Origin of the sequence: Wenyingzhuangia sp. (genome assembly GCF_039768515.1) — a bacterium.
GTDB lineage: Bacteria > Bacteroidota > Bacteroidia > Flavobacteriales > Flavobacteriaceae > Wenyingzhuangia.
Genome location: NZ_JBDNAI010000101.1, coordinates 1 through 20267 on the forward strand (window position 1 = coordinate 1; position 20267 = coordinate 20267).

A 20267-nucleotide genomic window follows, 5' to 3' on the forward strand; every position below is an offset into this window, starting at 1 on the left:
ATTTTTAAAATTTATGAGCCCCATATCCAAAAGAAATCTATTAGTTTTGACTTTATGAAAGTCTATCTCTGGTGTTTTTTCGTGTTATCTCTTTTACTTTCAAGCCAAACCAATTGGGCTCAAAAGAAAACAACGCAATTTATTTTAAAGGACAGTTTGCAAAATGAGATCTCTCTAAAAAACATAAAAAACCTCGAGGCTTTGAACACGGAACTTGATTTGGCAGGTTATTACTATTTTAATATTGATTCCAAAAAACAAGACAGCATAGAGACTTATACTATTGAGCTGGGAACAAAAACTTCTGTGATTGGAATTCAAAACATCCCAAAAAACATTCAGCAACTATTCAAAACAAAAAGCAAGATATGCTATACCACACCTAATGAGGTTTCTAAATGGATAGGGAAAGTTTGTGACAATTTTGATCGCCAAGGAAAAAATTTTGCTGAAATACAATTGATCAATCAAACAGCAAAAAACGACACTTTGTTTTGTGAACTAAAGGTATGCCCCTCTAAAAAAAGGCACATTGACAAAACAGTCGTAAAAATTTATGAACGTTTTTCCAAACGATTCTTAAAACAATACATTAAGAGTTCCAAACCCTTTAGCAAAGCCTTTCTAAATACTACCGAAGACAAAATAAAACAACTTTCTTTTGTAAAAAACAAAAAACCACCTGCAGTTTTGTTCACAAAAGACTCTACTTATTTATACTTATACCTAGATAAAATCAAAACCAATAAATTAGATGCCCTTCTTGGATTTAGCAACCAAGCAGGTCAAACAAAAATACAGTTCAACGGATACATTGACCTTTCATTAACCAATACACTTCACAAAGGAGAAACTTTTGCTTTTAAATGGAATAACACTGGTCAAGATCAACAAGAAATAGAAGTGTTAATGGACAATCCCTACATCTTTAACTCACCTATAAATATAAATTATAAATTAAATTTGTTTAGACGAGATAGCACCTTTGTAAACACCAATCACAAACTCACATTAAGCTATAAACCACATTACAAACATATAATCAACACGTATTATCATACTGAAAGCTCAGCAGTTGTTACAACAAACAATGATAATATTGTGTCGTATAAAAAAAACATTGTTGGCGCTGAATACGCTTACAAAGAGTTAAATAGTTTTGGAAACCCAAAAACCATGATCAAAATAGATTTTGGCTTAGGAAGCAAAAACACTGATGCTGAGCGCACCAAACAACAAAACTTTAGTAGTGACTACATCTACGTTATCGAGGCAACTCCAATTCATCATTTGTATATAGAAAATAGAAATGCTTATTTAAAATCTTCTTCCAAAAACAATAATGAATTATTTAGAATAGGTGGAGCTACAACAATGCGTGGATTTTTAGAACAAAGCATTGTCGCACATTTATACAATTACACAAACATAGAATACCGCTACTTTACCAACATCAATAGCTACCTTTATGCTTTTAGTGACGTTGGTTACTTCAAGCATCTATCCAAAGAAGACAATTTGCTCAGCTTTGGCCTTGGCTATACCCTTGGAATACCGTCTGGATTGATGAAAATTAGTTATGCCGCTGGTAAAAACCAAAACACTAGTTTCAACCTGAACAAGGGACTATTCCATATCAATTTTGTTACTATTTTTTAGAAATATAATTGTTAGGATAGGGGCCAAAAAGACTCCAATTCTTAATTCTCATAGTTTTCAATTCTTAAAATCAAAATGGTACATTTGCAGTATGGAAAAACAAACCTCAAAAATATTTGGTATTAGAGCCATCATTGAAGCCATAAACGCAGGCAACTCAATCGACAAAGTTTTTTTGCAAAAAGACATTAACGGCCCTTTAATGATTGAACTTAAACAATTAATTAAAACCAACAATATAACCTCCAGTATCGTTCCTGTTGAAAAACTTGATCGTATGTCCAGAGCCAACAATCATCAAGGAGCAGGGGCGCTGATTGCACCTGTCGCTTTTTATGATTTAGACGCCCTGATTACAACAACGATAGAAAAGGGAGAAAAACCTTTGTTTGTACTGTTAGATCAAATTTCTGACGTACGTAATTTTGGTGCTATCATTCGTACTGCAGAATGTACAGGAGTCCACGGTATCATTATCCCCAAAACAGGAAACGCTCCGATCAACGGAGAAACCGTAAAAACCTCCGCAGGTGCTGCTTTTAACGTTCCAATTTGCAAGGTAGATCACATTAAGGATGCTATTTTTATGCTACAGGCTGCAGACATAAAAATTGTCTGTGCATCCGAAAAAACAGATCATACTGTTTTTGATGTCAACTTTGATCAACCTACTGCAATTGTCATGGGCTCTGAAGATAGAGGAATCAATCCTTCGATCTTGAAAATTGCGGATACGAATGCCAAACTTCCTTTACTAGGAAAAATAGGATCCTTAAATGTTTCTGTTGCTTGTGGTGCATTTTTATATGAGACCGTGAGACAACGAAGGTCATAATTGGCTATTAAATTTAAAACATGAACATCACTGAAGAATTAATTTCCAGAAGCGGAAACAAATGTGAATTGTGTAGTGCTGCAGAAAGCTTACATAACCTCAGATTAAAACCAAGTCTTATAGACAGCGCTGAAACGAACCTATTGGTCTGCAAGACTTGCAAAAACCAAATAGATGACCCTAAGACCATGGATGCAAACCACTGGAGATGCTTAAACGATTCCATGTGGAGCGAACACAAAGCTGTACAAATCATAGCTTGGAGAATGCTGAACAGACTCAAAGGAGAGGGGTGGCCACAGGATCTCATTGATATGATATATTTAGAGGCCGAAGATTTACGTTTTGCAGAAGCCTCAGGAGATCACCTCAGCGATGATGAAAAAATCATTCACAAAGATGCCCATGGTGCTATTCTGGAAAATGGCGACACCATTACATTGGTCAAAGATTTAGAAGTTAAAGGAGGAGGTAACTTTACTGCTAAACGAGGTACAGCAGTAAGAAATATTTCTTTGGTTCATGACAATCCAGAACACATTGAAGGACGTGTTGAAGGAACACATATAGTTATCTTAACCAAGTTTGTCAAAAAGACAAATGCCCCTCAACAATCTTAATACCTTCAAGATATCACTTAAAAATAAGCACCACCTTTCTGCGGGTTTTTCTATTTTACCAATTTTGACACGCTATGACTGCTATTTCCAAAACCTCATTCCAAAAACAAATTAAAGCAGTTACTGAACCGCTTCCCGGCAGTATCGCTTATCCAACCACTTACAAGCTATCCGTTAAAAAAAAATTTGAGGGATTTAATATCATTGATTTTTTTCTAACAATAGTTCCCCGGTCTAACAAAGAAATTTGGCACACAAAAATTAAAAATCAAAGCCTTCTGATCAATGGAAAACCTGCAAATCTCCTAAGTACTTTGAAAGGAGGAGACATAACACAACATAACTCCGAGCCCCGAAAAGAACCTTGGATTAATGATGATATAAAATTACTTTATGACGATGAAGAAATCATGATCATAAACAAACCCGCACCACTCCCCATGCATCCAAGCGGTAGATTTAATAAAAATTCATTAACCAAAATATTGACACTTGCGTTTCCTGAAGAAGACTTCAAAATCGTCCACCGACTAGACGCCAACACAACAGGAGTTGTGGTATTAGCCAAAAACAAAGAAATTGCTGAAAGTATTGCTTCACAATTCAAAAACAAATCAACTCAAAAAACTTATTTAGCGAAAATAGAAGGGATTCCCTCAGAAGATTACTTTAGCACCAATACCAAAATTGGATTAGAGAAAACAGCTGGAGGTGGAAGAGAAAGTGATTGTAATGGCATAGAAGCTTTTACCGAATTTAAAGTACTCGAAAGAAACGTTAAGGAAAACAATACTTTACTTGAAGTAAAACCTCATACTGGCAGAACCAATCAAATTAGACTTCACTTAGCAAACCTAAACCTACCGATTATAGGAGATCACGGATATAAAGACCGTGATTATTTCAAAAACAACCCACTGACCTACAATGATGACTGTTTGTGTTTACATGCCTGGAAACTAAACTTCTATTATAAAGGAGAACATCTTACCATTGAAGCTCCAATCCCTAAGAAATTCTCATAACAAAAAACCCTTACTAAACTAATAGTAAGGGTTTATGTGATGGCAGAAGGATTCGAACCTTCGACCGCCTGCTTAGAAGGCAGGTGCTCTATCCAGCTGAGCTATGCCACCTAATATTTTTGAACTATTTTCTTCTGAACTTATAAATCAAACACTGAGGTTTGCTTTACGGGATGCAAATATATAACATCTATTAAGATATTTAAAAATATAGTTCACTTTTTTTAGAAGTATTTTTAGGCCCCCAAACAACCGTCAATTAGGATGCCGCTAGTATACTATGGCTCAGTGATCTCATAGATTTCAACAATGCTGAAGCTCCTAATTAAAGACGAAATATGTTGACAATACGACCAAACAAATAATCAACCCTACTGGCTTAATATACTGCCAAGGTACAACATCTACCTGCTCAGTGTAATTTTGGACAAAATCCTCTGATCTTGGTCTTAGTTTACCAATCACCAACATAATCAAGATTGTTAGTACACAGGTTATGGCTTGCATGTGCAACATATGGAGATCTATCAGTCCAAATCCATTTGCCAAAATAATGTACAACACATAAATACTGAAAGCAAAAACAACTCCAACTTTAGCCGCTAATGCTGGTACTTTTTTAGTAACAAGGCCGATGATTAAAATGGTTAAGATGGGTACACTGTAAGCACCATTTACTGTTTGCAAATACCCAAAAATACTATCTGCATAAATCAAAAGAGGGGCAATAAACATAGAGAAAAAAGCAAGAACTACTCCAAAACCTTTACCTTTCCTCACTACCTCTTTGTCTCCTGCATCTTTGTTGATGAATTGCTTGTAAATATCGATTCCATACAACGTAACACAACTATTTAATGCCGAATTAAAAGAACTCAAAATGGCACCAAACAAAACCGCCGCAAAGAAACCGACCCAAATATCAGGCAACACATCCGCAACTAATTTTGGATAAACATCACTAGTGTGCAGTCCAGCCCCATATTTGTGGTAGGCAATGATCCCCGGCAAAACAACAATAATTGGTCCTAGTATTTTTATAAAGGCTGCAATCGCCAAACCTTTCTGCCCTTCAGCTAAATTTTTGGCTCCTAGAGCACGTTGAATAATTTGCTGATTGCTCCCCCAATAAAACAACTGAACAAGCATCATTCCTGTAAAAATAGTTTCAAAAGGAATAGAGGATTCAGGTCCACCAACTGCATTAAACTTTTCAGGATGCTCACTAATCAACTGAGACAAACCTGTCAAAAGGGTTCCATCCTCACTGATCGCCATCAAACCAAAAACTGGAATCAAAAGTCCACCAATCAATAAACCTACAGCATTAATACTATCAGAAACCGCAACAGCTTTTAGACCTCCAAATATGGCGTAAATAGACCCTATAATCCCGATTCCCCAAACGCATATCCAAACCGCGGCCCACTCACTAACTCCAAACAACTCAGAGAGATTGAACATTCCACTGATCGCTTTAGACCCTGTAAATAAAACCATTGGTAATAAAACGACTGCATACCCTGTTAAAAAAAGCCCAGAAGTCATTGCTTTGGTTGTTTTATCAAATCTTGTTTCAAGAAAAGTTGGAATCGTAGCAATACCCCCTTTTAAATAACGGGGCAATAAATACACCGCAGTAATTACAATGGCTATGGCGGCTAAAGTTTCCCAAGCCATAACTAAAATACCATCTCTGTATGCATCGCCATTCAACCCTACAATCTGTTCGGTTGATAAATTTGTTAATAATAAAGAACCTGCAATGACAGGTGCAGTCAAACTTCTACCTCCTAAGAAGTAACCGTCTGAAGAAGTTTCGTCTGTTTTTCTAGTTGACCAGTAAGCAACCACTGCTACCAACAACGTAAATGCTACAAAAGAGAGGATTCCCATAGTTTATGATTTATTTTCGTTTTTTTAATTAATTACTCATGATTATAGTCTTGCAATCTACAAACTTATTGTTGTTATTTCACAAGAAAATTAAAAGTATATAGCAAAAAACGCTTTTGTCATATGAAAATAAGTATAGTTTTTAGAAATAAAAAACCTTACTAATTGTTAGTAAGGTTTTTTTGTCGGGGTGGCAGGATTCGAACCTGCGACCTCCTCGTCCCAAACGAGGCGCGATGACCGGGCTACGCTACACCCCGAAAAGGTCATCTTTGAAAATTGCGGAGAGACAGGGACTCGAACCCTGGCGACAGTTACCCGTCGACAGTTTAGCAAACTGCTCCATTACCACTCTGGCACCTCTCCTGATGTGTATACACACTTTCTTTTGCGACTGCAAATATAAATGTTTAGGGAACTGCTTGCAACCTTTTTTAAAGTTTTTTTTACGCTGGATATTCTATCCTTACATGATGCATATTTTTAAGCTTTTTCTTAATAACCTTCTTTACTTTTTCTATTTCTTTTAGCGTTATGTTCGAGTTTAAAAACTGCCCTTCTACTTTTTGTTTTTCTATAATTTTCTCTATCAGCTCATCTATTTCAACCGCTGTTGGATTCATCAAACTCTTTGATGCAGCTTCTGCAGCATCACACATCATTAAAATAGAAGTTTCTCTAGAAAATGGTAAGGGCCCTGGATATCTAAAATCCTCTATATCTAAATGCTCAGGATTTGTATCCAATTCCTTCTTGTAGAAATAATAAACCAAACTTGTTCCGTGGTGTGTACGAATAAAATCTATAATCCTGTCAGGCAGTCTTTCTTTTTTTGCCAATTCAATCCCTTTAATCACATGATTGATAATAATTTCGGCACTGTCTTTTGGTGTGAGTTCATTGTGAGGATTTAATCCAGTAGTCTGATTTTCAGTAAAACTAAAGGGTGATAATATTTTACCAATATCATGATACAATGCCCCCGTCCTAACCAACATTACATTGGCATTTATAGCATTGGCTGCAGCCTCAGCTAAATTTGCTACTTGCATTGAATGCTGAAAAGTTCCAGGTGCTTTCTCATTTAACTCTCTTAACAATACACTATTTGTGTTAGAAAGCTCTAATAAAGTGACATCCGAAACCAACCCAAATAATTTCTCGTACAGCCAAATTAAAAACACAGACAAGAAGGACAATACACCGTTCAATGCGAACAACCCAAAGTAACTAATCTTTATTTGACTAATTCCTCCCTCGTGAATGATATAAAAGGCTAAATAAGTCAACATATAAACAAAAGTTATTTTGATGATGGAAATAAAAAGATTTCCTCTTTTATGGATTTCTGAAACAGTCAAAACAGTGATAAATCCAGCGATCGTCTGTAAGTATATGAATTCAAAACTATTAGGAACAACGAATCCAATCATCAATATCATAAGTAAGTAGGAGAATACAGCTACACGAGCATCAAAAAAGGCTTTCATCACAATGGGCAATATACATACTGGAACTACATACAGATATTCTAACATGTGCTCAATAATGAAAGTTTCTAAAAAAACCATCAACAGTATGTTCAAAAAAATGAAGGTTACTTGAGTATTGTTTTCAAAAATCTCTTTTCTGTCTAGATATAAAAACAACATCAACATCCCCATCGCTAGAGATACTAAAATAATATATCCAGCCAAAATCCAAGCATAATTATTTTTAGTCCATATTTGAGATTTATACTCTTGCTCTAAAGAGTTTAAGACCTCCAGTTTTTTTCCTTCTACAATATCTCCTCTAGCAATAATTAATTCTTTTTCAGAAATTTTACCTTTGGTATAGGAAATTGCAATCAACGACTCTGAACGATCTCTATCAGTGTACTTTTTATCATAAAACACATTAGGAACGATAACCTCCGTGAGGATGTTTGTGATAAGACTGACGTACTGATAGTCCATCTGAGTGCTCAGTGTTGAATTGATCAAAGGCAATAATTCACTTGGAGTGATTAATCTTCCATATTCTATCTCACTAATTTCTTGTTGCTTCCTTAAAAAGATAAATTTATCATCTGAAAACGCTTCTTTCACACTGACATCAACCAAGCCTGATTCATAAATTATTGAAATGAAATCTTCAGCTGTTTTTTTATAAATCGAGCTTTCGATGTTATTCTCGATACCTTTGTTCACAATTTCCTTATGGTACTTTTCAGAAAACTGAGTGACCACCTCCTCTTGAACACTTGGTCTGTATTCAAAATAAACATGTGCGTTTTTGATGATTTCATTTTTTTCTAATGAAATTTCCTCTTTTGTTTTTTGTACAGCAAAATCAAAAGGAGCTAGCAAATTTTCATACTGCCATGGTTTACCTTTCTGAAATTCATATTTAAATTTACCTCCTTTCGGAAAAAAGTAAACGATAGAAAACACAACCAATAGGAACAAAAAAACTTTGTAAATAATAGATTGATTTTGGTAGATACGATTGATAATGTTCTTCATTAGTGCTTTGATGTTTTTCAAAAATAAACAATTATTTTTTGTAAACTAAGAGGAATCTAAAGCTACTTTAAATATACCCTAAACAAAAAATGTTTTATTGGACACCTTTTTTAACTCGACTTTAACGAGGTTGCTCAGGTGACAGAATTGTTGTTTCTTTGGTACATGTTATCGAATTGAACAAAAGGTGCGTATCACCTTGTTGATATTGTTAACATTGATGGTATGTCTACCATAAAAATTATTAAACATTTAGATCGTCTACTATTAAATCAAATGGATTACGGAATTTGTAACCTTAGTATTGTTCCTTTAAGACTTGAACCTAAAGATGCATCTGAAATGATATCTCAAATATTATTGGGAGAACATTTCAAAGTGCTAGAAAGAAGAACGAAATGGAGCAAAATACGTTTAGCCTATGATAACTATGAGGGATGGATAGACAATAAACAATTCTTAATCGTTTCTGAGAGTTTTTACACTAAAATTGAAAATACACCGGTCTTTCTGTCTAATGATATGATCAATTTTGGGGAGAACCAACAACAACTTCTAACAAATATTGTCATTGGTTCTCACTTACCTTTCTACGAAAACGAACACTTCTCAATAGGTCCTGAAAAATTTAACTTTGAAGGTGAAGTAACCTGCGGTAGACAAAAAAAAGATCATCTTATTTCTACAGCGCTTCAATTTCTCAACAGCCCTTACTTATGGGGTGGTAAAACTCCTTTTGGCATTGACTGCTCCGGACTAACACAATTGGTATACAAACTCAATGGCTACGCTCTAAAAAGAGATGCCAGAGATCAAGCAACTCAGGGAGAAGTTCTTAGCTTTATAGAGGAAAGCGAACCTGGTGATCTGGCTTTTTTTGATAATGAAGAAGGAAATATCATACATGTAGGCATCATGATGGCTGATAATTACATTATACATGCCCATGGCAAAGTAAGGATTGACCGTTTAGACCATCTTGGAATTTACAACATAGACAACAAAAGACATACCCACAAACTAAGAGTAATCAAAAAAATTATATAACCATCGTTTTACATTGGGGAGAGACAACCATATCTCCTTCAGTAACACTCTTAATATAATCCACATCAACTCCTGGCGCGATCTCTTTTAAAACAAACTGACCATTTTCTATGGTTAACAGTCCTAAATTAGTCACAATTGTTGATACGCAGGCAACTCCGGTTAAAGGTAGGCTACATTGCTTCAGTAATTTAGATTTTTTTGCCTTGTTGGTATGCATCATGGCTACAATGATATTTTCAGCACTTGCCACCAAATCCATAGCACCACCCATTCCTTTGACCATCTTACCTGGAATTTTCCAATTGGCAATATCACCATTTTGAGAAACTTCCATTGCACCTAAAACTGTCAAGTCTATGTGACGCCCTCTAATCATCCCAAAACTCAATTCTGAATCAAAAAAAGAAGCTCCAGGCTGTGTTGTTATGGTTTGTTTGCCCGCATTAATGATGTCTGCATCTACTTGTTCACGGGTTGGAAAAGACCCCATTCCTAACACACCATTTTCACTTTGAAATTCAACTTGTAGATTTTCAGGAACGTAATTAGCAACTAAAGTTGGAATTCCAATTCCTAAATTTATGTAATATCCATCTTTTAATTCTTTAGAAATACGCTGTGCTATCTGCTCTTTTGTCAACATATTTATTCCTTTAATGTTAATCTCTCTATTTTTTTCTCGTATTTCTCACCTTGAAAAATGCGCTGTACGAACACGCCTGGCACATGAATTTGATTGGGATCCAATGTTCCTACAGGAACGAGCTCTTCAACTTCAACAATATTTATTGTAGCAGCGCCACACATGGCTTGGTTAAAATTACGAGCAGTTCCTTTGAACATAATATTTCCTGCTTCATCACCTTTCCATGCTTTAATCAAAGCAAAATCCGCCTGTACTGCATATTCTAACAAATATGGTGTTCCATTAAATGATCGTATTTCTTTTCCATGAGCCACTTCAGTGCCTACACCAGCTGGAGTAAAAAAAGCAGGAATTCCCATTTTTGCAGAACGACAACGCTCTACCAAAGTCCCTTGAGGAATTAACTCTACTTCAATCTGTCCTGCCAACATCTGCCTTTCAAATTCATGATTCTCTCCCACATAAGAAGAAATCATTTTTTTGATTTGATGCGCTCTTAACAACAATCCCAAGCCAAAATCGTCTATACCCGCATTATTAGAGACACATGTTAATTCCTTCGTCTTTAACTTGACCAATTCGGCAATAGAATTTTCTGGAATACCACACAAACCAAAACCTCCAACGAGTAGTGTCATACCGTCTGTTATTCCATTAAGGGCTTCTGCTACTGAATTTACTTTTTTAAGTATCATTTGTTTGTGAATTGTACTTACCTAAAGATATAAAAAATCCTGTTGTGAGAACAACAGGATTTTTTATATAGTTTCCTAAAATATTTTAGTTTATTCCAAAGCCTTTGCTTTTTCGGTTTGTCCTACTTCTTTGTACATCAAAATCAAATTTGATATGATCGCAGGATCTTCTTTAATTTCATTTGCTTTTTCAAAAGCTGCAATGGCCGCCAAATACATTTCTTTCATTTTGTCTTTAGCTGCATTACGCTTTTTACTATTTCCTCTACTGTTATTCAACTCGTCAATAATCGTTTGTTCTTTGGATAAAATAACCAGAGCTTTATTGATATATGCACCTCTATTACCCGGATCAATTATAGTTGTTTTATCGTAAGCCTCTATTGCTTTAGAGGTCATTCCTAGTTCCTGACTCACAACCCCATAATTAAACCAACTTTGCGAATCATTTGGAGTAAGCGATAAAACTTCGTCCAACGATTTTAAATAAGCGTTTTTATCATTCATTCCATAAACGATTGCTGCATGATCTCTAAAAAAATTAACTTTTGTTGGGAATTCTTTTTTTGCGCTATCTAAAACCTCTAAAGCTTTTTCCTTGTTTTTTTCTTTTAAATATAGTCCCGCCAGCGAGGCATAATAAACATCTGCTCTTATGTTTTCTTGATAACCAGTCTCTTGCGGCTGCATGTGGGTTTTTAAACTCACCGCTTTGTCCATTGATTCTTTTGTGAAAAACTCATTCATTTTTTTTGTATGCACATTAAAAGCAGTGTAAATATTAGATGCCTGCTCCTTTTTCAACAACTCTTCTAACATCATTATTGTCTTAGGATAGTTCTCAGCATCTCTGTAACTAAACAGAGCATTTCTCAAAACATCTCTCCTTTCTGGGATTAATTTTGACAACTTCTCGTATTGCTGTGCGGACGCTTCGAAATTTTGTGCTCTAATCGATTTTATAGCTTTATCTAAATAAAAATCATAAATGCTATTGATACTTTCAATCGCTTTTTCAGAAAAATTATCTTGACGCGCAATGGTTTCAATATCTAAAACAGTATTAAACTCTTTTAAAGCCTTGCTATGATGATTCTCATTTTCATTTTTCCCTAAAAAACGCTTCCCTCTCAAATAATGATATTGGGACTCGTATTTAGTACCCTCAACCAAACCTTTAACCGCTTCTAGCGCTATGAATGCTTCCTCTAATTTATCCGACTTTACTAGTTTGGCTACTTTTTTTAGCTCTTTCTTCTGAGCTATTGCTGATAGGGTTACCGCAAAACAAAAAGCTAATGTCAATATTTTTTTCATTCTATTTATTTTTACTTACTCTTGATTTGTTTCTGTTGAATTTTCAGTTTCATTCTCCAAAGTGATCTCTTCCTCTCCTACTTCCTCATCATCTTTCATGACCTTTGCAACTGCTGCGATAGCGTCGTTATCATTAATATTGATCAATCTAACGCCTTGAGTAGCTCGTCCCATAGTTCTCAATTGATCAACTTCCATACGGATAGTGATTCCAGACTTGTTGATGATCATCAAATCATCCTCGTCAGTAACATTTTTGATAGAAACTAGGGCTCCTGTTTTTTCAGACACATTGAGTGTTTTAACCCCTTTACCTCCTCGATTGGTGATACGGTAATCTTCAAGTTTAGAACGTTTCCCATATCCTTTTTCAGAAACTACCAAAATTTCACTCTCCATATCATCTACAGCAATCATTCCTATTACCTCGTCCTTTTCATCAGCAAGAGAAATCCCTCTTACTCCTGAGGCAGTTCTTCCCATGGGCCTAGTCTTCTCTTCCTCAAAACGAATGGTTTTACCAGATTTAACAGCTAGCATCACTTGGCTACTTCCGTTGGTTAATTTAGCTTCTAGCAACTCATCTCCATCTTTGATCGTAATGGCTTGAACTCCATTTGTCCTTGGTCTAGAATACTGCTCCAAAAGTGTTTTCTTAACTTGACCTTTCTTGGTAGACATAATCACATAATGGTTGTTTATGTATTCTTCATCTTTAAGATTTTGTGTGACTAAGAAAGCTTTTACTTTATCATCATTCTCTATATTGATTAAGTTTTGTAACGCTCGACCCTTGGATACTTTTGTGCCTTCTGGTATTTCATAAACGCGCATCCAGAACACCTTTCCTTTTTGGGTAAAAAACATCATATATTGATGATTTGTCCCCACAAATAGATGCTCCAGGAAATCTTCATTTCTTGTCGCCACACCTTTCTGTCCTTTACCACCTCTATTTTGTGTTTTGTATTCTGACAACGGAGTACGCTTTACATATCCTGCATGAGATATTGTTACGACTACTTTGGAGTCAGGAATCATATCTTCAATTCTCATATCTCCACCAGCATACTCAATAACAGAACGTCTTTCGTCCCCATACTTTTCTCTAATGGCAATCAATTCATTTTTGATGATTTCCATTCTTCTAGGTTCACTAGCTAATATATCTTTTAAATCAGCAATCAATACCATCAGGTCATCATACTCAGCTCTCAATTTATCTTGTTCTAATCCTGTCAACTGACCTAATCGCATCGCAACTATAGCCCTAGCTTGGATTTCACTCAACTCAAAACGCTCCATTAATTTTTCACGTGCCTCGTCTTGACTTTTAGAAGCTCTAATTAATTTGATAACTTCATCGATATTGTCTGAAGCAACGATCAAACCTTCTAATATGTGGGCTCTATCTTCTGCCTTTTTTAAATCAAACTCTGTCCTTCGCGTGACAACTTCGTGCCTGTGATCTACAAAGTGATGTATGAGATCTTTTAAGTTTAACATTTCCGGCCTTCCTTTCACTAAGGCAATGTTGTTTACACTAAAAGAAGTCTGTAACGCAGTATATTTATAAAGCTTGTTCAGTACAATGTTTGGAATAGCATCTTTCTTTAATACATATACTACTCTCATCCCTTTTCGATCAGATTCGTCACGTATATTTGCAATTCCTTCTAGTTTTTTTTCATTGACCAACTCCGCAGTTTTCTTTATCATTTCTGCTTTGTTCACCAGGTAAGGAATTTCTGTGACAACAATACAATCTCTTCCTTTTATCTCCTCGAAAGAAGCCTTGGCTCGGATAACAATTTTACCTCTACCGGTATGGAAAGCATCCTTAACACCTTCATAACCATAAATAGTTCCTCCAGTAGGAAAATCGGGAGCTTTAACAAACTCCATCAAACCATCTATATCAATATCTGTATTATCAATATATGCTTCAATTCCATTGATCACTTCTGTTAAATTATGAGGAGCCATGTTCGTTGCCATACCTACAGCAATTCCAGAGGCACCATTTACCAATAAGTTTGGAATTCGAGTAGGTAGTACCGTTGGTTCGTTTAAGGTATCATCAAAATTTAATTTGTAATCAACAGTTTCTTTTTCAATATCAGACAACATCTCTTCTGATATTTTTTGCATTCTAACTTCTGTATAACGCATTGCTGCAGGACTATCTCCATCTACAGAACCAAAATTCCCCTGTCCATCAACCATCATATAACGCACACTCCAATTTTGAGCCATACGAACCATTGAATCATAAACAGAAGTATCTCCGTGAGGATGATACTTTCCTAAAACCTCTCCAACAACTCTTGCAGATTTTTTATAAGAACCCGTTGCCTTAATTCCCAATTCATGCATGCCAAAAAGTACACGCCTATGAACTGGCTTCAACCCATCTCTTACGTCTGGTAATGCACGTGACACAATTACAGACATTGAATAATCAATATAAGCAGATTTCATCTGCTCTTCAATGTTAATCGGGATTAACTTTTCTCCTTCAATCATGTATATTATTCTAAAGTTATTTTATAAACATAGCAATTTACATCTTTTTAGTGATTCTACAAATTCTATAATGCGCTAATTTAAACACAAGTTATCAACAAAAACTAGCAAGTAAACTGTGTTTCTGTAGGTGTTTGGAATATTTTATAAATTCTCAAACTACTGATAATCAACTCCATTAAAACAAGACAGAATGTCTTATTTTAATTATGGCAAACAATTTGTAATCTATCTAAAAAAAATCAACTAAATTTACGTAGAACCTAATCTTCAAAACAATAGAATATGGATGATAATTTCTCACAAGAGGTAAAAGATGTTATTGGCTTCAGCAAAGAAGAGGCAATAAGACTAGGACACGATTTTATAGGTACCGAACACTTGATATTAGGAATTATCCGAAATCAAACAAGTAAAGCCAATGACATGCTGCACTCGCTAGAGGTAAACCTTGAATATCTAAAACACAAGGTTGAAACTTTACACCCCATTTCTAGCTTACCAATAGCTGCAAGTGAAAGGAAGAACTTGCATCTAACCAAACAAGCCGAGAAAGCACTAAAATCAACTTTCTTAGAGGCTAGGCTATACAACTGTAGCACAGTAGACACTGCCTTGTTGTTGCTTTGTATTTTGCGTAACGAAAACGACCCCATAACTAAAATCTTAGACAAACTACACATCAATTATAGCGACATCAAATCCTTGTATAAAGAAATTAGTCAAGGAAGCGAACAGGAAGAAGGTAATGATCCTGTAGAGGACGCATTCAATACACCAACTAACGAAAGTTCACAAGACTTTCCCAGCGGAAATCCTGGAGCATTTGACAAAACGCAACCACCGTCTACAAATAATCCCAATAAAAAATCAAAAACACCTGTTTTAGATAACTTTGGACGTGATTTAACTTTTTTAGCTGAATCTGATAAACTTGACCCAGTCGTTGGAAGAAATAAAGAAATTGAGCGTGTCTCCCAAATTTTAAGTAGACGCAAAAAAAACAATCCAATGCTAATTGGAGAACCTGGAGTTGGAAAATCTGCGATTGCAGAAGGTCTTGCTCTAAGAATTGTTCAAAGAAAAGTATCTAGGATTTTATTTAACAAGCGTGTTGTTTCCCTAGACCTAGCAAGCTTAGTGGCAGGTACAAAATACCGTGGCCAGTTTGAAGAGCGTATGAAAGCTCTAATGAATGAACTAGAAAAAAACGAAGATATCATCTTATTCATTGACGAAATCCATACTATTGTTGGCGCAGGTGGAGCGACTGGCTCTTTAGACGCTTCAAACATGTTGAAACCTGCTCTAGCGAGAGGTGAAATTCAATGTATTGGGGCTACTACTCTAGATGAATATCGTCAAAACATTGAAAAGGATGGAGCTTTAGAAAGACGTTTCCAAAAAGTTGTTGTAGAACCAACTAGCGAAGAGGAAACCATACAAATTTTACAGAACATCAAAAGCAAATACGAAGATCATCACAATGTTAACTTTACAGACAATGCCATTGTGGCTTGTGTCAAATTAACAAGTCGTTACATGACAGATCGTTTTCTACCAGACAAAGCAATAGATGCCCTTGATGAAGCTGGATCTAGAATCCACATCACTAATATCGTTGTACCAGAACAAATTATTAAGTTAGAAGCTAAGATCGAGAACATAAAAGAGAAAAAAACCAACGCTGTTAATCGTCAAAAATATGAAGAAGCTGCTAAGTTGCGTGATGACGAAAAAAACATGGAAGCAGCACTGGTTTCTGCACAACAACAATGGGAAGAAGCTTCAAAAGCAAACAAAGAAACTGTTACTGAAGAAAATGTAGCAGAAGTCGTATCCATGATGACCGGAATTCCTGTAAATAGAGTAGCTGAAGTTGAAAGCGATAAACTCAGAGAACTTCCAAGCACCATCAAAGGAAAAGTTATTGGGCAAGACGACGCCGTAGCAAAAGTAATTAAAGCGATCCAACGTAATCGAGTAGGACTGAAAGACCCCAACAAACCTATTGGCTCATTCATCTTTCTGGGTCAAACAGGTGTTGGTAAAACACAGCTCGCTAAAATACTAGCGGAAGTGATGTTCGATTCTGATGATGCGTTAATTAGAATAGACATGAGTGAATATATGGAAAAGTTTGCCATCTCAAGATTGGTTGGAGCACCTCCAGGCTACGTAGGATACGAAGAAGGGGGGCAACTCACAGAAAAAGTGCGAAGAAAGCCATATTCTATTGTTTTGCTAGATGAAATTGAAAAAGCACACCCAGATGTATTTAACATGCTTTTACAAATTTTGGATGATGGTTATGTTACAGACAGTTTAGGTAGAAAGATTGACTTTAGAAATACAATCATAATTATGACTTCTAATATTGGTGCCCGACAAGTGAAAGACTTTGGTGCTGGTGTTGGGTTTGGAACGGCATCCAAAAAAGCTCAAACAGAAGACCACATAAAAAGTGTAATCGAAGGAGCTCTTAAGAAATCATTCGCTCCCGAATTTCTCAACAGAATAGACGATGTTATTTTGTTTAATGCATTAGAAAGAAAAGACATTCATAAAATCATTGATATTGAACTTCGCAAGCTAACCAAACGCATCAATGATTTAGGCTATACTCTCGTCTTAAGTAACGATGCAAAAGACTACATAGCTGACAAAGGCTTTGATAAAAAATACGGTGCTCGTCCTTTAAAAAGAGCTATTCAAAAATATATTGAAGATGTTTTAGCCGAAGAAATAGTGAATGCCAATCTAAATGATGGTGATGTAATACAGATCAACTTAGAAAAAGAAAAACAAGAATTGACCATTTCCATAAAGCAGCCGGAAAATTCTGAAATTAAAGAATAACAAAAGGGAGGAATATTAACAATTCCTCCCTTTTTTATTGCAATATAATATCTCTCAATTTCAAGCCTAACCGCTCTAAAAAGGGAAGAGGAACCACCTCTATGTCTTGTTTGGAGATTTCCTGTTTTTGTTTTTCTGTAAACAAACAAAATGCCTCTTGGGTAATCAGCAGTTTACCATTTAAAAGGCTCATGTTTAATATTCCTTGACTCACTTGATTTTTTGTAACAGTAATGACTTTTATACCATTTGATTTTAAAATAGAAAAAAGTTGTTTTTTTACTTTCTTGTCCTCTATATACTCCCAACAGATCAATAAAATATCATCCACGAAACACGCAATATCTCTTGTCAATAAATTATCTGGAAGATCAAAACAAAAAGGTGTCAATTCAAAGTCCTCACAATATTCTTCAAATAAAGATTCATCAGTAAAAGCGTTGACCCCACACAAAGCTATTTCTTTTAGTTGATGAGATACCAAACTATTTTGCCCATGAAAATAAACTTCTTCCCTCGCAGCTCCAGAATAATCAACTACCGCTTTGTCCTCTAGTTCCAAAACTACATCAATTAGACCACCTGGTAAGTTTTCTATTGGAGAGATTGCTATCTGACTTTCATTCTTAAAAAACAAACTTGAAATACTCAACGGTTTTCCCACAATTAAGTCTAAAATCTTAAACTCTTCAACCTTCAAAAGCATATCAAAATCTTTCTGCAACAATTCTATTTGAGTATCTGGCAAACACCCTAATACCTGATCAAAAGCCCAATGCCTAAAGTCTAACAATATCATACTACATTTCTTTAATCACATAGGTTACCATTCCCCAAATCAACAATTCCTGATCTGTTTCCACTTTTATCTCTGGATAGTTTATATTTTCAGGAACCAAATACACCCCATCTTCCTCTACTCTTAGTCTTTTTACAGTAAACTCACCATCTAACATACAGACAGCAATTTTACCATTTTCTGGTTCTAAACTTCTGTCTATAACTAATAAATCTCCGTGAGACATCCCTGCATCTTGCATAGAATCTCCATCCACTTTAGCAAAAAAAGTAGCGGTCTCGTTTTTAATTAATTCTTTATCCAAAGAAATTCTTGTCCCCTGAAAATCTTCTGCAGGTGACGGAAACCCAGCCTTTATTCCATTTTCTATAAAGGGAAGTTTTACAGTTTTTTTAGACTTGTACCTAAATAATTTTAAAGCCATTTTACTCACAATTTACAGTAATGATGTCATTTAACTTTGTAGTGTATTGCGGAGATAAATGTTCCTGCCGCATTTTCCACCTCGAGTTAACATCTTGATTTGCTAACTTAATTTTTCCTTTCCCTATTTTATCATTTAATGCGTCCATAGTGTGCATCAATAATTTGTGCCTTGGATCTTCATCCGCAAACAATCTTACTTGGTGACTTGCGTTAGGACGGATAGACAGCAGTACAACCCCTGCTTTTTTGTATGAATATCCTTTCTTATAAATCTCACGCAATTTATGCAAAACTTCTTTAGTAATCGTGATACTAGAACTGGTTGCAAACCCAAAATGAACGACACCTCCTATCTTCACGTAATCACTACCAAACCTATTGGAAGAGATAAAAACATAAGCTCCTAGACATTCACTTTCCTGTTTTCTCAATTTTTCTGCACAAATACTTGCAAACGTAGCCACACGCTCTTCAAGCGCTTTTAACTTAGGAATTACGTTCGGAAAGCTGCGCGTAGTCGCTATCATATATTTATCCTGTACTTCTTCAAAACCAATCGTTGGCTTCCCCTCTAAGTCGTGCTTCAGACGCAAACCAACGACAGAGAACTTACTACGGACTATATCATCAGACAATAGTGTAAAGTCATATGCCTTCAAAATTCTCATCTGCTCTAATTTATACGAAAAACGTCTACCAATACCCCATACATCGGAGGTAGGAGTCCATTTTAAAGCTTTTATACGCTGTACATCAGTACCTATAACATAGACATCTTGAGTTTGCTCTGGAAAATTTTTAACAATATTATTCGCTAATTTCGCCAATGCTTTACTTGCAGCGATTCCAACACTAACAGGTAAACCAAGCTGCTGCATGATTTCTTTTCTGATTTTTCGCCCCAAAGCCTCTGCATCATCAATAGACATATTGCCCAATTTAAAAAAAGCTTCGTCAATAGAATAGACTTCAATCTCATCAACATGCCTTGCGATAATATCCATCACTCTAGAACTCATATCACCATACAAAGCGTAGTTAGATGAAAATACATTTATACCGTGTCGTTTAAACTTTTCAAGATTTTTAAACGCGACTTCGCCCATCTTAACATAAGGCTTTGCTTCTCGACTTCGAGCAATTACACAACCGTCATTATTAGACAAAACGACAATAGGCTGATCGGCTAGGCTAGGCCTAAAAGCACGTTCACAAGAAGCATAAAAACTATTACAATCTACTATTCCATACATACCCCAAAGATAAAATGAAAAACTGTTATAGAAATGCACACTAGGTATTTTTCTACTCCATTACTATTTATAGTATTTACGGGTTGGTTTAGGATGGGGTCAAAAAAAAACTTCATTCAAGATCATGAATGAAGTTTTTAAAGAAAGGCGATGA

The 20267-nt window shown here is 35.6% G+C and carries 15 protein-coding genes and 3 tRNA genes; 6 read left to right on the top strand and 12 right to left on the bottom strand.

Annotated elements, in window-relative coordinates:
• From ABF281_RS06760 to ABF281_RS06775, 4 genes are all read left to right on the top strand, one after another.
• On the top strand, positions 1–1659 hold a 1659-nt coding region (locus tag ABF281_RS06760; RefSeq protein ID WP_347180923.1), incomplete at its 5' end, for a hypothetical protein.
• 91 nt (positions 1660–1750) lie between these two features.
• A complete protein-coding gene (gene rlmB, locus ABF281_RS06765; RefSeq protein WP_347180924.1) occupies positions 1751–2494 on the top strand; it encodes a 23S rRNA (guanosine(2251)-2'-O)-methyltransferase RlmB in 744 nt (247 codons plus the stop codon).
• A 20-nt stretch (positions 2495–2514) separates the two neighbouring features.
• Positions 2515–3114, top strand: a complete 600-nt coding sequence (locus tag ABF281_RS06770; protein ID WP_347180925.1) for a PhnA domain-containing protein — start codon at positions 2515–2517, stop codon at positions 3112–3114.
• A gap of 74 nt (positions 3115–3188) precedes the next feature.
• On the top strand, positions 3189–4139 hold the full coding sequence (locus ABF281_RS06775) for an RluA family pseudouridine synthase (protein ID WP_347180926.1): 951 nt from the start codon (positions 3189–3191) through the stop codon (positions 4137–4139).
• Between the two features lie 37 nt (positions 4140–4176).
• Here ABF281_RS06775 and ABF281_RS06780 read toward each other — a convergent pair.
• The 5 genes from ABF281_RS06780 to ABF281_RS06800 all read right to left on the bottom strand — a co-directional run bounded on the left by ABF281_RS06780 (position 4177) and on the right by ABF281_RS06800 (position 8542).
• Positions 4177–4250: transfer RNA gene (locus ABF281_RS06780), tRNA-Arg, on the bottom strand.
• 210 nt (positions 4251–4460) lie between these two features.
• Entirely contained in the window at positions 4461–6035 is a 1575-nt protein-coding gene (locus tag ABF281_RS06785; RefSeq protein WP_347180927.1) for a solute:sodium symporter family transporter, read from the bottom strand.
• A 185-nt stretch (positions 6036–6220) separates the two neighbouring features.
• Positions 6221–6295: transfer RNA gene (locus tag ABF281_RS06790), tRNA-Pro, on the bottom strand.
• Positions 6296–6317: 22 nt separating this feature from the next.
• Positions 6318–6401, bottom strand: a tRNA-Ser gene (locus ABF281_RS06795).
• A gap of 80 nt (positions 6402–6481) precedes the next feature.
• Positions 6482–8542 carry an HDIG domain-containing metalloprotein gene (locus tag ABF281_RS06800; protein ID WP_347180928.1) on the bottom strand — a complete coding sequence of 687 codons (2061 nt, stop codon included), beginning with the start codon at positions 8540–8542 and terminating at the stop codon, positions 6482–6484.
• A 276-nt stretch (positions 8543–8818) separates the two neighbouring features.
• Here ABF281_RS06800 and ABF281_RS06805 point away from each other — a divergent pair, with 276 nt between their 5' ends.
• Positions 8819–9589, top strand: a complete 771-nt coding sequence (locus tag ABF281_RS06805; RefSeq protein ID WP_347180937.1) for a C40 family peptidase — start codon at positions 8819–8821, stop codon at positions 9587–9589.
• On the opposite strand, the gene ABF281_RS06810 is transcribed toward ABF281_RS06805, so the two are convergent.
• The 4 genes from ABF281_RS06810 to gyrA form a co-directional block, all read right to left on the bottom strand.
• Positions 9582–10235, bottom strand: a complete 654-nt coding sequence (locus tag ABF281_RS06810) for a 3-oxoacid CoA-transferase subunit B (RefSeq protein WP_347180929.1) — start codon at positions 10233–10235, stop codon at positions 9582–9584. The genes ABF281_RS06805 and ABF281_RS06810 overlap by 8 nt on opposite strands.
• A 2-nt stretch (positions 10236–10237) precedes the next feature.
• Positions 10238–10933: a CoA transferase subunit A gene (locus ABF281_RS06815; RefSeq protein ID WP_347180930.1), complete on the bottom strand. Its 696-nt coding sequence runs from the start codon at positions 10931–10933 to the stop codon at positions 10238–10240.
• Between the two features lie 90 nt (positions 10934–11023).
• Positions 11024–12250: a hypothetical protein gene (locus tag ABF281_RS06820; RefSeq protein ID WP_347180931.1), complete on the bottom strand. Its 1227-nt coding sequence runs from the start codon at positions 12248–12250 to the stop codon at positions 11024–11026.
• Between the two features lie 15 nt (positions 12251–12265).
• Entirely contained in the window at positions 12266–14776 is a 2511-nt protein-coding gene (gene gyrA / locus ABF281_RS06825) for a DNA gyrase subunit A (RefSeq protein WP_347180932.1), read from the bottom strand.
• A gap of 285 nt (positions 14777–15061) precedes the next feature.
• On the opposite strand from gyrA, the gene ABF281_RS06830 reads away from it, so the two are divergent.
• Positions 15062–17635, top strand: a complete 2574-nt coding sequence (locus ABF281_RS06830; protein ID WP_347180933.1) for an ATP-dependent Clp protease ATP-binding subunit — start codon at positions 15062–15064, stop codon at positions 17633–17635.
• A 34-nt stretch (positions 17636–17669) separates the two neighbouring features.
• Here ABF281_RS06830 and ABF281_RS06835 read toward each other — a convergent pair whose 3' ends face one another.
• Genes ABF281_RS06835 through ABF281_RS06845 form a run of 3 tightly spaced genes read right to left on the bottom strand, consistent with a single transcriptional unit; the run spans position 17670 to position 20113 of the window.
• Positions 17670–18434 carry an arginine deiminase-related protein gene (locus tag ABF281_RS06835; protein WP_347180934.1) on the bottom strand — a complete coding sequence of 255 codons (765 nt, stop codon included), beginning with the start codon at positions 18432–18434 and terminating at the stop codon, positions 17670–17672.
• 1 nt (position 18435) lies between these two features.
• Positions 18436–18858, bottom strand: coding sequence for a translesion error-prone DNA polymerase V autoproteolytic subunit (umuD, locus tag ABF281_RS06840; protein WP_347180935.1), 423 nt, complete (start codon positions 18856–18858; stop codon positions 18436–18438).
• Between the two features lies 1 nt (position 18859).
• Complete coding sequence (locus tag ABF281_RS06845) at positions 18860–20113, bottom strand: Y-family DNA polymerase (protein WP_347180936.1); 1254 nt, start codon at positions 20111–20113, stop codon at positions 18860–18862.
• Positions 20114–20267 lie beyond the last annotated feature (154 nt).

Excerpts from the sequence above, each read along its gene's own strand:
- rlmB (WP_347180924.1), top strand. The coding sequence starts at position 1,751 with ATGGAAAAACAAACCTCAAAAATATTTGGTATTAGAGCCATCATTGAA.
- ABF281_RS06770 (WP_347180925.1), top strand. The coding sequence starts at position 2,515 with ATGAACATCACTGAAGAATTAATTTCCAGAAGCGGAAACAAATGTGAA.
- ABF281_RS06775 (WP_347180926.1), top strand. The coding sequence starts at position 3,189 with ATGACTGCTATTTCCAAAACCTCATTCCAAAAACAAATTAAAGCAGTT.
- ABF281_RS06785 (WP_347180927.1), bottom strand. The coding sequence starts at position 6,035 with ATGGGAATCCTCTCTTTTGTAGCATTTACGTTGTTGGTAGCAGTGGTT.
- ABF281_RS06800 (WP_347180928.1), bottom strand. The coding sequence starts at position 8,542 with ATGAAGAACATTATCAATCGTATCTACCAAAATCAATCTATTATTTAC.
- ABF281_RS06805 (WP_347180937.1), top strand. The coding sequence starts at position 8,819 with ATGGATTACGGAATTTGTAACCTTAGTATTGTTCCTTTAAGACTTGAA.
- ABF281_RS06810 (WP_347180929.1), bottom strand. The coding sequence starts at position 10,235 with ATGTTGACAAAAGAGCAGATAGCACAGCGTATTTCTAAAGAATTAAAA.
- ABF281_RS06815 (WP_347180930.1), bottom strand. The coding sequence starts at position 10,933 with ATGATACTTAAAAAAGTAAATTCAGTAGCAGAAGCCCTTAATGGAATA.
- ABF281_RS06820 (WP_347180931.1), bottom strand. The coding sequence starts at position 12,250 with ATGAAAAAAATATTGACATTAGCTTTTTGTTTTGCGGTAACCCTATCA.
- gyrA (WP_347180932.1), bottom strand. The coding sequence starts at position 14,776 with ATGATTGAAGGAGAAAAGTTAATCCCGATTAACATTGAAGAGCAGATG.
- ABF281_RS06830 (WP_347180933.1), top strand. The coding sequence starts at position 15,062 with ATGGATGATAATTTCTCACAAGAGGTAAAAGATGTTATTGGCTTCAGC.
- ABF281_RS06835 (WP_347180934.1), bottom strand. The coding sequence starts at position 18,434 with ATGATATTGTTAGACTTTAGGCATTGGGCTTTTGATCAGGTATTAGGG.
- umuD (WP_347180935.1), bottom strand. The coding sequence starts at position 18,858 with ATGGCTTTAAAATTATTTAGGTACAAGTCTAAAAAAACTGTAAAACTT.
- ABF281_RS06845 (WP_347180936.1), bottom strand. The coding sequence starts at position 20,113 with ATGTATGGAATAGTAGATTGTAATAGTTTTTATGCTTCTTGTGAACGT.